The organism is Flavobacterium ranwuense (genome assembly GCF_004349315.1).
In the GTDB taxonomy this organism is placed as follows: domain Bacteria; phylum Bacteroidota; class Bacteroidia; order Flavobacteriales; family Flavobacteriaceae; genus Flavobacterium; species Flavobacterium ranwuense.
In genome coordinates, this window is the sequence record NZ_SMLH01000003.1 from 211,465 (window position 1) to 223,604 (window position 12,140).

The 12,140-nt window shown below is 34.1% G+C and carries 15 protein-coding genes and 4 tRNA genes; 18 read left to right on the plus strand and 1 reads right to left on the minus strand.

All coding sequences use genetic code 11. The features are described 5' to 3' along the window. The first annotated feature begins 53 nt into the window (after positions 1-53). Complete coding sequence (locus E0I61_RS07505; protein ID WP_132070446.1) at positions 54-1,325, plus strand: DUF2851 family protein; 1,272 nt, start codon at positions 54-56, stop codon at positions 1,323-1,325. 64 nt (positions 1,326-1,389) lie between these two features. Beyond that, positions 1,390-1,617 (plus strand): PspC domain-containing protein, encoded by a 228-nt coding sequence (locus tag E0I61_RS07510; protein ID WP_131992129.1) that lies wholly within the window; start codon positions 1,390-1,392, stop codon positions 1,615-1,617. A gap of 74 nt (positions 1,618-1,691) precedes the next feature. Here E0I61_RS07510 and E0I61_RS07515 read toward each other — a convergent pair whose 3' ends face one another. Beyond that, on the minus strand, positions 1,692-3,143 hold the full coding sequence (locus E0I61_RS07515; protein WP_131992131.1) for an amino acid permease: 1,452 nt from the start codon (positions 3,141-3,143) through the stop codon (positions 1,692-1,694). 467 nt (positions 3,144-3,610) lie between these two features. Between E0I61_RS07515 and E0I61_RS07520 the strand changes: the two genes are divergently transcribed. The 16 genes from E0I61_RS07520 to rplL all read left to right on the plus strand — a co-directional run bounded on the left by E0I61_RS07520 (position 3,611) and on the right by rplL (position 12,066). Then, positions 3,611-4,312, plus strand: coding sequence for a ComEA family DNA-binding protein (locus E0I61_RS07520; protein WP_317126166.1), 702 nt, complete (start codon positions 3,611-3,613; stop codon positions 4,310-4,312). A 54-nt stretch (positions 4,313-4,366) separates the two neighbouring features. Then, positions 4,367-5,536 carry an acyl-CoA dehydrogenase family protein gene (locus E0I61_RS07525; protein ID WP_131992137.1) on the plus strand — a complete coding sequence of 390 codons (1,170 nt, stop codon included), beginning with the start codon at positions 4,367-4,369 and terminating at the stop codon, positions 5,534-5,536. A gap of 238 nt (positions 5,537-5,774) precedes the next feature. Continuing rightward, positions 5,775-5,969 carry a 30S ribosomal protein S21 gene (gene rpsU / locus E0I61_RS07530; RefSeq protein ID WP_035670421.1) on the plus strand — a complete coding sequence of 65 codons (195 nt, stop codon included), beginning with the start codon at positions 5,775-5,777 and terminating at the stop codon, positions 5,967-5,969. Between the two features lie 70 nt (positions 5,970-6,039). After that, the gene (locus E0I61_RS07535) at positions 6,040-6,936 is read left to right on the plus strand and encodes a tyrosine-type recombinase/integrase (RefSeq protein WP_132070450.1); all 897 of its coding nucleotides are present in this window, start codon (positions 6,040-6,042) and stop codon (positions 6,934-6,936) included. Between the two features lie 35 nt (positions 6,937-6,971). Beyond that, the gene (gene hpf / locus E0I61_RS07540) at positions 6,972-7,274 is read left to right on the plus strand and encodes a ribosome hibernation-promoting factor, HPF/YfiA family (protein WP_131992143.1); all 303 of its coding nucleotides are present in this window, start codon (positions 6,972-6,974) and stop codon (positions 7,272-7,274) included. A gap of 91 nt (positions 7,275-7,365) precedes the next feature. After that, positions 7,366-7,439: transfer RNA gene (locus E0I61_RS07545), tRNA-Thr, on the plus strand. Between the two features lie 33 nt (positions 7,440-7,472). Next, a tRNA-Tyr gene (locus E0I61_RS07550) sits at positions 7,473-7,553 on the plus strand. An 86-nt stretch (positions 7,554-7,639) separates the two neighbouring features. Continuing rightward, a tRNA-Thr gene (locus tag E0I61_RS07555) sits at positions 7,640-7,711 on the plus strand. Positions 7,712-7,766: 55 nt separating this feature from the next. Next, positions 7,767-8,954, plus strand: a complete 1,188-nt coding sequence (tuf, locus tag E0I61_RS07560) for an elongation factor Tu (RefSeq protein ID WP_131992146.1) — start codon at positions 7,767-7,769, stop codon at positions 8,952-8,954. A gap of 58 nt (positions 8,955-9,012) precedes the next feature. After that, positions 9,013-9,083: transfer RNA gene (locus E0I61_RS07565), tRNA-Trp, on the plus strand. A gap of 17 nt (positions 9,084-9,100) precedes the next feature. After that, positions 9,101-9,298 carry a preprotein translocase subunit SecE gene (gene secE / locus E0I61_RS07570; protein ID WP_039109059.1) on the plus strand — a complete coding sequence of 66 codons (198 nt, stop codon included), beginning with the start codon at positions 9,101-9,103 and terminating at the stop codon, positions 9,296-9,298. An 11-nt stretch (positions 9,299-9,309) separates the two neighbouring features. Beyond that, positions 9,310-9,861, plus strand: coding sequence for a transcription termination/antitermination protein NusG (gene nusG, locus E0I61_RS07575; RefSeq protein WP_126455879.1), 552 nt, complete (start codon positions 9,310-9,312; stop codon positions 9,859-9,861). 68 nt (positions 9,862-9,929) lie between these two features. Continuing rightward, positions 9,930-10,367 carry a 50S ribosomal protein L11 gene (gene rplK, locus E0I61_RS07580; protein WP_131992152.1) on the plus strand — a complete coding sequence of 146 codons (438 nt, stop codon included), beginning with the start codon at positions 9,930-9,932 and terminating at the stop codon, positions 10,365-10,367. 13 nt (positions 10,368-10,380) lie between these two features. After that, a complete protein-coding gene (rplA, locus tag E0I61_RS07585) occupies positions 10,381-11,070 on the plus strand; it encodes a 50S ribosomal protein L1 (RefSeq protein WP_131992155.1) in 690 nt (229 codons plus the stop codon). A 22-nt stretch (positions 11,071-11,092) separates the two neighbouring features. Beyond that, entirely contained in the window at positions 11,093-11,605 is a 513-nt protein-coding gene (gene rplJ / locus E0I61_RS07590; protein ID WP_131992158.1) for a 50S ribosomal protein L10, read from the plus strand. A 92-nt stretch (positions 11,606-11,697) separates the two neighbouring features. Continuing rightward, on the plus strand, positions 11,698-12,066 hold the full coding sequence (gene rplL, locus E0I61_RS07595; RefSeq protein ID WP_131992161.1) for a 50S ribosomal protein L7/L12: 369 nt from the start codon (positions 11,698-11,700) through the stop codon (positions 12,064-12,066). Positions 12,067-12,140 lie beyond the last annotated feature (74 nt).

Sequence of the window (12,140 nt, forward strand, 5' to 3'; positions counted from 1 at the left end):
TTTCGGCGTGATAATTTTCATTACTTTAGTATCTTATCTTGAAATTTAAAAAAATGAAAGAAGATTTTCTCCATTACCTCTGGAAGTTTAAGAAATTTGATACTTTGAATTTAAAAACTTTCAATAATGAGGAAATCACAATTGTTAATGCGGGCCAATATCTTGGATTGGCAGGGCCTGATTTTTTTAATGGTCAGATCGTTATTGGTACTCAAAAATGGGCTGGAAACGTTGAAATTCATCTTAAATCTTCTGATTGGTATGTGCATCATCACGAAAAGGATAAAGGGTATGAAAATGTAATTTTGCACGTGGTTTGGGAGCATGACATGGCGGTTTTTAGAAGTGATAATTCTGAAGTTCCAGTTTTAGAATTAAAAAAATACGTTGAAAAAGCGACTTTTGAAAATTACCGGTCTTTAATGGCTCCAAAATCATGGATTTTTTGTGAAAAACAGTTGAAAGAAGTTGACGTATTTATATTGCGAAACTGGCAAGAGCGTTTGTTTTTTGAACGGTTGGAAAGAAAATCTCAATCTATATTTGATTTATTGGAACAAAGCAATCAAGATTGGGAAGGAGTTTTGTTCTGCTTGTTAGCTAAAAATTTTGGTTTAAACACAAACGGAGAAATCTTTTATAAAATCGCGCAATCTATTCCTTTTTCAATAATTAGAAAGGAAAGTTTTGAAGTCGAAAACCTGGAAGCTTTGATTTTTGGAGCTGCTGGATTATTGGATTCTGAAAAAGAAGACAACTATTTCAAGGATTTAAAATTTAGGTATTTCTATTTGTTGCATAAGTATCAAATAGAGAAAATTTGTATAGAACCAGTTCAGTTTTTCAAGCATCGTCCTGATAATTTCCCAACAATACGATTGTCACAATTAGCTAATTTATACCACAGTCAGCAGAACTTATTTTCGAAAATCAGCAGTTTAAATTCATTAAAAAGCACTTACGAATTGTTTCAAATTACTGCTTCTGAATATTGGCAAAACCATTATCAGTTTGATAAAGAAAGTCCGAAGAAAAATAAAACGCTCTCTAAATCTTTCATTGATTTAATTGTAGTAAACACCATAATTCCGATTCAATTTGCTTTTGCAAAAAGTCAAGGGAAAGAAATTTCGGAGGATTTAATCTGTTTGTTAAATGAAGTTGCTGCAGAGAAAAATGCCATTGTAGAAAAATTTACTTCTTTTGGAATACAATCAAAAAATGCTTTTGAAACACAATCTTTGTTGCAACTCAAGAATGAATATTGCAATAAAAGTAAGTGTTTAGAATGTGCTATAGGTACAGAATTAATGAAAAAATGTTGATTCGTTAATTCGGTTATTGGTTTATTCGAAAAATTTGTAATTTTGCTCATAATCCATGACTAAAATGAGAACAGTAATAAAACTCAAATATTTTTTTGAAAAACACGGTTTCCATGTGTCTTCACGTCTGGCAGATAAATTAGGGATGCGAGTAACAAGCGTGCGGTTGTTTTTTATCTATATATCGTTTGTTACGGCTGGATTGGGGTTTGGGGTGTATTTGACCTTGGCTTTTTGGATTCGTTTGAAGGATTTAATTCGGGCCAAACGAAGTTCGGTTTTTGATTTGTAAATAACTGTAAATGAAAAAAGGGATTATAAAGTATTTAAGCACTTTATAATCCCTTTTCTATTTATGATAAAATTCTATTTATCTGGATTGTTTAATTTACTGTTTTTCTTTCCATAGATAAAATAGATAACAACACCTAATGCCATCCATACTACAAGTCTCGCCCAGCTTTCATTTGGCAATGAATACATCAAGGCCAAACAGATTAGGATTCCTGCAATTGGTACAAATGGTACCCAAGGAGTACGGAAAGATCTTGGTGCATCTGGCATTTTTTTACGCATTACCAATACTCCAATACATACTAAAACAAAGGCTAATAATGTTCCAATACTTACCATGTGACCTAAATCACTTACTGGTACAAAACCTGCAAAAAGACTCACAAATACCATAAAGAAAATATTTGTTTTCCATGGTGTTCTGAATTTTGCGTGAATATCACTAAAGAAAGAAGGCAATAGACCATCTTTACTCATCGTGTAGAAAACACGACTTTGTCCCATTAACATTACAAGCATTACTGAAGTATAACCCGCTAAAATAGCTACGATTAATCCGGTTTGTAAAAATGTATATCCAGTTCTTGCAAATGCAGTTGCTGCTGGTTTAGCATCGCCTGCAAATTCATTGTAAGGAACAAGACCTGTCATTACATGTGCAAACAATACATATAAAATAGTACAAATAACAAGAGATCCTAAAATACCAATTGGCATCCCTTTTTGTGGATTTTTTGCTTCTTGAGCAGCTGTAGAAACAGCGTCAAAACCAATGAAAGCAAAGAATACAGTTCCAGCTCCTGCAGCAATTCCTGACCATCCAAACTCTCCAAAAACTCCTGTATTTTCAGGAATGTAAGGCGTGTAATTTGCAGTGTCAATAAAGCTCCAGCCTAAAACGATAAACATAATAACTACTATTACTTTTACTACAACAAGAAAGTTATTTATAGATGCAGATTCTTTAGTTCCTCTTATCAATAATAATGATAGCATTGAAACGATAAAAATAGCAGGAAGATTAATGATTCCTCCCTCTATAATAGTTCCGTCACTTAATTTTAATGTTTCCCAGGGAGAACATATTAAATCATGTGGAAGATGTATTCCGTATTTGTTTAATAATTCGAGTAAATAGCGAGACCAACTTACACCTACTGTAGCGGCTCCTAATGCGTATTCAAGAACTAAATCCCAACCGATAATCCAAGCCATAAATTCTCCCATAGTAGCATAAGAGTACGTGTAAGCACTACCTGCTACGGGTATCATTGATGCGAACTCAGCATAGCAAAGTCCAGCAAAAGCACATCCTACAGCGGCTAAAATAAATGAAAGTGTAACTGCTGGGCCGGCATGTTCTGCGGCAGCAATACCTGTTAATGAGAATAATCCTGCTCCAATAATTGCTCCAACTCCAAGTGCTACTAATGAACGTGAAGACAAAGTCCTTTTTAATCCTTTTTCGGATTCTGATGCTTCATTTAGCAGTACCGACAGTGGTTTAGTTTTCCAAATTGACATGGGTTATATGGTTTTGTTTGTTATTAAGCTCCAAATGTATAGTTTTTTATAAAAAATAAAAACAATAATTGAATTTTAAGTTCTAAAAAATTAATTTAATCGTTTTTATTAGGGTTTAATCTATGGGAAAACTTTTTTGGAGTGTGTTTAATAGATATGTTGCTTTGTTTTTGGCATCATAAATTTTACTTTTTTCGAATGTTTTTCTTTAGAAAGGGATACATCTTGATTTTAATTTATAAATTTAGGATTCTTATATAAATTTACTAACCCAGAATTGTCAAATGAGTTTTAAAACGATTCACACTTATTTTAAGTTCACACGGGATCAAAGGACGGGTGTGTTTTTGTTATTTGCAATCATTATTGTTTTACAGTTCATTTATTTTTTTGTTGACTTTAATGCAGTAATAAAAGAGTATCCTGAAAGACAAAAATGGCTTTCCCTTCAGTCTAAAGTTGACTCCATGAAAATAGATGATAATAGGAAGTCACCTAAAATATATCTTTTTAATCCTAATTTCATAACCGATTATAAGGGATATAAGTTAGGAATGTCAGTGGAGGAAATTGACCGCTTGTTCGTTTTTAGAAATGAAAATAAATACGTTAATTCACCTAAGGAGTTTCAAAACGTGACTAAAATTTCGGATTCATTGTTAAACGTGATAGCTCCTTATTTTAAATTTCCGGATTGGGTAAATAATAAGAAAGAATATAAAGAATTTAAAAAGTATCCAAATCAGGCTTTCGCCAAAAAAGAAAAAATTGCTTTAATCGACATCAATCAGGCATCCAAGGAGGATTTGATAAAAATTTACGGAATAGGTGAGGCAATTTCTTTGCGAATTTTGAAACAAAAAGAAAGTTTAGGCGGATTTGTTTCCATGGAACAAATGAAAGATGTTTGGGGATTATCGCCCGAAGTGATTGAGAATTTGAATACTCATTTTAAAGTTTCGGAACTTCCGAATTTTAAGAAAATAGAGATTAATAATGCTTCTTTAAAAGAGCTTTCCCAGTTTTATTATTTCAGATATGCTTTGGCAAAAGAAATTGTGACTTATAGAAGTATGCGGGGAAACATTAACAATATTGAGGATTTAACAAAAATTAAGGGATTTCCTGTTGATAAAGCAAATATAATTGGCTTATATTTGGACTTTTAATTTGAAGGACACCTTTCAGTTTATTAAAAATTAATAAAAAAATTAATTAATTATATGAATTCAATATATTTCACAGAAGAACATCAATTATTTAGAGCAAGTTTGCAAGATTTTTTACAAAAAGAAGTTGTGCCTCATATTGAAAAATGGGAGAAAACTGGTACAATTGAGCGTTTTATATGGAAAAAATTTGGAGAAATGGGCTTTTTCGGAATACGATATCCTGAGGCTTATGGCGGATTGAATTTAGATTTATTTTACACAGTTATTTTTTTAGAAGAACTTCAAAAAATAAAATCATCTGGTTTTGCAGCTGCTATGTGGGCGCATTCTTATTTAGCAATGACACATTTAAATGCGGAAGGCGATGAGCGAATTAAACAAGAATATTTGGCACCGAGTATTTCTGGTGATAAAATAGGAGCTTTGTGTATTACAGAACCTTTTGGTGGAAGTGATGTTGCAGGTATGCGTACTACAGCTATAAAAAAAGGAGATAAATATATTATTAATGGTTCTAAAACATTCATAACTAACGGTATTTATGGCGATTATTATGTAGTTGCTGCGAAAACAAGTCCAGAACTTGGAAACAAAGGAATAAGTATGTTTTTGATGGATAGTAACCTTAAAGGAATTTCCACTACAAAACTTGATAAATTAGGTTGGAGAGCTTCAGATACAGCAGAAATTGCATTTGATGATGTAGAAATTCCTGTAGAGAATTTAATGGGTGAAGAAGGAAAAGGATTTCCTTATATTATGCAACATTTTGCCTTAGAGCGTTTGATTATGGCTATAAATGCTCATGCAAGAGCTGAATATGCAATTGAGTATACAATCGAATACATGTCACAACGAGAAGCATTTGGGAGAACAATAGATAAGTTTCAGGCGTTAAGACATACATTAGTAGAGCACGCAACAGATGTTGAGCATTGTAAAGTGTTTAATTATGCTGCCGTAGCCCGATTAGACAAAGGAGAATATGTGGTTAAGGAGGCTACTATGGCCAAATTAAAATCTACAAAAGTGGCTGATGAAACAATTTATAGTTGCTTGCAAATGTTGGGAGGTTATGGCTACATGGAAGATTATCCATTAGCACGTTTATTTAGAGATAGTCGTTTGGGGCCAATAGGAGGTGGAACTTCAGAAATCCTTAAGGAGATTTTATCGAAAATGATAATTGACAAACAAAATTATAAGCCAGCTGTGAAATAATAACTTTTTAGAATATAGAGAATAGAATATTGAGCCAAGAAACAAGTAGTGTGACTTGGCTTTTTTTAGCTATTATAACAACTAAAAAACGTCTTTGTATTACAAATAATTCATTAGTCTAACAATCTAAAGATCGAATAGTCTAAAAATCTAATTAAAAAATAATTCGTAATTTATAACTCGTAACTCGTAATTAATACATACTTTTGCACACTTAAAGAAAGGGGGTGTCTATATTATGTTAATTATACCAATTAAAGACGGAGAAAATATCGATAGAGCGTTAAAACGTTACAAAAGAAAATTTGATAAAACAGGAACTGTTCGTCAACTAAGAGCACGTACTGCTTTTATTAAGCCTTCAGTTACCAATAGAATCAAAATTCAAAAAGCGGCTTATATCCAAAATATGAGAGATAACTTAGAGAGTTAGTCAATATCTATTAGAATAAATTACCGTTAGTCATTAAAAGTTTTATAACTTTGATGCTAACGGTTTTTTTATGGCTACTAATAAAGATGCATTTCGAGATTATCTACAGTTGGAGAAAAAATACTCTTCACATACCGTTACGGCGTATTGTAATGATATTACTTCTTTTGAATCATTCAATACTATTCATTTCGATCAAGAGAATCTAGAGCAAGTCAATTATAGTCAAATTAGAACTTGGATTGTCTCTCTTGTTGATAATGACATATCAAATGCCTCAGTTAATAGAAAAATGGCGTCCTTAAAAGCATTTTATAGGTTTTTGTTAAAAACAAAGCAAATAGAAGCGAGTCCGTTGTTAAAACACAAAGCCTTAAAGACTCCGAAGTTGTTGCAGATTCCTTTTTCTGAAAAGGAGGTTGCTGATGTTTTAGGTGTAATGCAAGGTGCGATAGGATTTGAGGAGATTAGAAATAAGCTCATAATTGATTTGCTTTACACTACAGGGATGAGGAGAGCGGAATTAATAAGTTTAAAAATAGCGAATGTTGATTTGTCCGGCAGTGCAATCAAAGTGTTGGGAAAGCGAAATAAAGAGCGTATACTTCCTGTTTTGCCAATAATAAAAGAACAGTTCACTTTGTACTTAGGAGGGCGAGAGGGTTTGTTATCTATTGTGGATCATGATTATTTATTTCTCACAAAAAAAGGGTTAAAATTAAATGATTCCTTTGTGTATCGATTAATAAATTCTTACTTTAGTACTGTCTCCGAAAAAGTAAAAAAGAGCCCCCATATATTGAGACATACTTTTGCAACGCATTTGTTAAATAATGGAGCGGATTTAAATTCAGTCAAAGAATTATTAGGGCATTCTAGTCTGGCGTCGACGCAAATATATACGCACAGTAGTTTGTCAGAACTGAAAAGTGTATATAAAGAGGCGCACCCACGGGGTCAGAAGTAATTTTGAGAAATGTTTAACTATTAAAAAAAATGATTATGAAGGTAAGTGTTCATGCAGTTAACTTTACTGTTGACAAAAAGCTAGTGGATTTTGTTCAAGAAAGAATGGACAAGTTGGAAAAGTATTATGACAAAGTAGTATCAGCGGATGTTTTTTTGAAAGTTGAAAAGACAAGTGACAAAGAAAATAAAATTGCCGAGGTAAAAATCAATGTTCCGGGAGATGATTTTTTGGTAAAAAAGCAATGCAAAACTTTTGAAGAAGCGGTTGAGCTTTCGGCGGAATCCTTACAGAGAATGTTGGTTAAAAGGAAAGAAAAAATAAGTTCTCACATTTAATATGATTTTTTTTTAAAAAATGTTTTGATTGAGAGATAAAATCTATACATTTGCAGTCCGTTAGAAATAGCGGACTTTTTTTATAGATATTGCCAGCGTAGCTCAGTTGGCTAGAGCAGCTGATTTGTAATCAGCAGGTCGTGGGTTCGAGTCCCTCCGCCGGCTCAAAGCTGTAAAGGTTTGATAATAGAAAAAGTAGGGGAGATACTCAAGCGGCCAACGAGGGCAGACTGTAAATCTGCTGTGTGAACTTCGCAGGTTCGAATCCTGCTCTCCCCACAAGGATGAATTTCAGATTGTAGATTTGAAAAGTCTAAAATTAGAAGTCTATCCTGATAGCTATCGGGACTAAAATCAAGGATTCTGCCGACTTAGCTCAGAGGTAGAGTGCTTCCTTGGTAAGGAAGAGGTCACGGGTTCAATTCCCGTAGTTGGCTCAAGATTAGTAAGAAATTGAAATAAATATATAAACTAGATTAAAAATTAAGTAAAATGGCAAAAGAAACCTTTAACCGTAACAAGCCCCACTTAAACATTGGTACAATTGGGCACGTGGATCACGGAAAAACTACATTAACTGCAGCAATCACAAAAGTGTTATCTGATGCAGGTTACTGTCAAGCAAAATCATTTGATCAAATTGATAATGCTCCTGAAGAAAAAGAAAGAGGTATTACAATTAATACATCTCACGTTGAGTACGAAACTGCTAACCGTCATTACGCACACGTTGACTGTCCAGGTCACGCGGATTACGTAAAAAACATGGTTACTGGTGCTGCTCAAATGGACGGTGCTATCCTTGTTGTAGCTGCTACAGACGGACCAATGCCACAAACTCGTGAGCATATCCTTTTAGGTCGCCAAGTAGGTATTCCTAGAATGGTAGTATTCATGAACAAAGTGGATATGGTTGATGATGAGGAATTATTGGAACTTGTTGAAATGGAAATTAGAGACTTATTGTCTTTCTATGAATATGATGGAGATAATTGTCCAGTTATTCAAGGGTCTGCTCTTGGAGGATTGAATAATGATCCAGCTTGGGTACCAAAAATTATTGAATTAATGGCTGCTTGTGATTCATGGATTGAAGAACCAATTCGTGATACTGCAAAACCATTTTTGATGCCAGTTGAAGATGTATTTACAATTACTGGTCGTGGAACTGTTGCTACAGGTCGTATCGAAACTGGTATTGCTAATACAGGAGATGCTGTTGAGATCATTGGTATGGGAGCTGAAAAATTGACTTCTACTATTACAGGAGTTGAAATGTTCCGTAAAATCCTTGATAGAGGTGAAGCAGGAGATAACGTAGGTTTATTGTTGCGTGGTGTTGATAAAGAATCTATCAAAAGAGGAATGGTTATCATTAAGCCAGGTTCAGTTAAGCCACACGCTACTTTCAAAGCAGAGGTTTATATCTTGAAAAAAGAAGAAGGTGGTCGTCACACACCATTCCATAATAACTACCGTCCACAGTTTTACGTACGTACAACTGACGTAACAGGAGTTATTACTTTACCAGAAGGTGTAGAGATGGTAATGCCAGGAGACAACTTAACTATCAATGTTGCTTTGTTAAGCCCAATCGCAATGAGCGTTGGTTTACGTTTCGCTATCCGTGAAGGTGGTAGAACAGTAGGTGCTGGTCAAGTAACTGAAATTGTAGGATAATCTACTAAAATAAATTCAAAAAATAGTGTCGTTTAACGATGACACTATTTTTTATTCTACGGGCGTAGTTCAAGGGTAGAATAGCGGTCTCCAAAACCGTTGATGGGGGTTCGAATCCCTCCGCCCGTGCAAAAAAATAAATCATAATGACAAAAGTTGTTAATTACATATCAGAAGCATTTGAGGAATTAAAGTCAAATGTTACTTGGCCAGCTTGGGCTGAGGTACAACGTCTAACGATTGTTGTTGCTGTTTTTTCAGTATTATTCGCTTTGGCAACTTGGGGAGTGGATGAAATTTTCGCAAAAGCTTTGGCTGGATTTTTTAACTGGATAAAAGCATAATTTTTTTTGTTATGGCAGATAATAATATTAAGAAGTGGTATGTCGTTAGAGCGGTAAGCGGACAAGAAAATAAAGTGAAAGCTTATATTGAAACCGAAATTGCGCGACTAGGAATGGGTGATTATGTTTCGCAAGTTTTAGTGCCTACTGAAAAAGTAGTGACAGTAAAAGAGGGAAAAAAAATAATCAAAGACAAAGTTTATTTTCCTGGTTATGTTATGATTGAAGCTAATCTTATTGGTGAGATACCTCATATTATTAAGTCTATAACAAGTGTTATTGGTTTTCTAGGTGAAATCAAAGGTGGAGAGCCTGTGCCATTGAGAATTTCAGAAGTAAACAGAATGTTAGGTAAGGTAGATGAGTTAGCTGTGAATACAGATACTCGTTCTATTCCTTTTAACATCGGTGAGACTATTAAGGTTGTTGATGGACCTTTTAATGGTTTTAACGGTACTGTTGAAAAAATTAATGAAGAAAAGCGTAAACTGGAAGTGATGGTTAAGATTTTCGGAAGAAAAACACCATTAGAATTGAGTTTTATGCAAGTTGAAAAAGTATAATTTTTTGTTACATCTATAATATCCATTACAATCGCTTCCAATGATTGTAGTGTTAAATTTTTTAAAAAATGGCTAAAGAAATTAGTAAGGTAGTTAAACTACAAGTTAAGGGAGGTGCTGCGAACCCGTCGCCACCGGTTGGACCTGCTTTAGGAGCTGCTGGGGTAAACATCATGGAGTTCTGTAAGCAATTTAATGCTAGAACTCAAGATAAACCCGGCAAAATATGCCCAGTACAAATTACTGTGTATAAAGACAAGTCTTTTGATTTTGTCGTAAAAACTCCTCCAGCTGCTGTCCAGTTATTGGAAGCTGCAAAGCTAAAGTCCGGATCTGGTGAACCAAATCGTAAAAAAGTAGCTAGCGTTACTTGGGATGTTATTAGAACAATCGCCGACGACAAAATGGTAGATCTAAATGCATTCACAATCGAATCTGCTATGAGCATGATTGCTGGAACAGCTAGATCTATGGGTATAACTGTATCAGGAGATTCTCCTTTTTAATTAAGAGAAAGACATGGCAAAATTGACAAAAAAGCAAAAAGAGGCTGCTTCAAAAATTGAAAAGAACAAACTATATTCTCTTAAAGATGCTGCGGCATTAATAAAAGTTTTAGCTTCTGCAAAATTTGATGAGTCTGTTGATATCGCAGTTCGATTGGGTGTAGATCCAAGAAAAGCGAATCAAATGGTAAGAGGTGTGGTAACATTACCTCATGGAACTGGTAAAGATGTTAAAGTATTAGCATTAGTTACTCCAGATAAAGAAGCGGAAGCTTTGGCAGCTGGTGCAGACTATGTTGGTCTTGATGATTACCTTCAAAAAATTAAAGACGGTTGGACAGATGTTGATGTTATCATCACTATGCCTGCTGTAATGGGTAAATTAGGTCCATTAGGTCGTATATTAGGACCTAGAGGTTTGATGCCAAACCCTAAAACAGGTACTGTAACTATGGATGTTGCTAAAGCTGTTGCAGAGGTTAAAGCTGGTAAAATTGACTTTAAAGTTGATAAAACTGGTATTGTACATGCAGGAATTGGTAAAGTTTCTTTTGGAGCTGAGCAAATTTATGACAATGCACACGAAATTATTCAAACATTAATCAAACTTAAACCAACTGCTGCTAAAGGTACCTATATTAAAGGGATTCACCTTACAAGCACTATGAGTCCTGCAATTGCATTGGACCCAAAAGCAGTATAATTGGTAGTTAATAATTTTTAGTATGACTAGAGAAGAAAAATCAATCGCGATTGAAGAATTAACTGCACAGTTAGCTGGTACAAATATCATTTATGTATCTGATATTTCTGGACTTAATGCAGAAACGACTTCAAGCTTGAGAAGAGCTTGTTTTAAAGCAGGTATAAAATTAGAGGTTGTAAAAAATACTTTGCTTGCAAAAGCAATGGAAGCTTCTGCTAATGATTATGGTGATTTACCATCTGTATTGACAGGTAACAGCGCTATATTTATTTCAGATGTTGCAAATGCACCTGGAAAAATAATTAAAGATTTCAGAAAAAAATCGGCTAAACCTGTATTAAAGGGAGCTTATATTAACTCTGAAATTTATATTGGAGATGATCAATTAGATGCATTAGCAACTATTAAATCTAAAGAAGAGCTTATCGGCGAAATCATTGGATTGCTTCAATCACCAGCTCAAAGAGTTATTTCTGCTCTTCAAAACCAATTCGCAAAAAGCGAAGAGGCTACAGAAGAAGTAGAAGCATAATAAAACCGACTTTAATAGTCTAAGTTTTATTTTAAAAAGCGCACAATAAATAAATTATATTTTTACAAATCATTTTAAAAAAGATAGAAAAAATGGCAGATTTGAAACAATTCGCAGAACAATTAGTTAACCTAACAGTAAAAGAAGTTAACGAATTAGCAACAATATTAAAAGATGAGTACGGAATCGAACCAGCTGCTGCAGCTGTAGTAGTTTCAGGTGGTGGAGAAGCTGCTGCTGAAGAAGCTCAAACTGAATTTACAGTTGTATTGAAAGAAGCTGGTTCTTCTAAATTAGCAGTTGTAAAATTAGTTAAAGAACTTACAGGTTTAGGTTTGAAAGAAGCTAAAGATGTAGTTGATAGCGCTCCAAGTAACGTTAAAGAAGGTGTAACTAAAGAAGAAGCTGAAGGGCTTAAAAAATCTTTAGAAGAAGCTGGAGCTGTTGTTGAGCTTAAATAGTTAAACTCAGTTTAAAGAATTAGGTTTAGGTCTTGGGTTTCCCAATGACCTAAACCATTTTTCGTATAACAAAA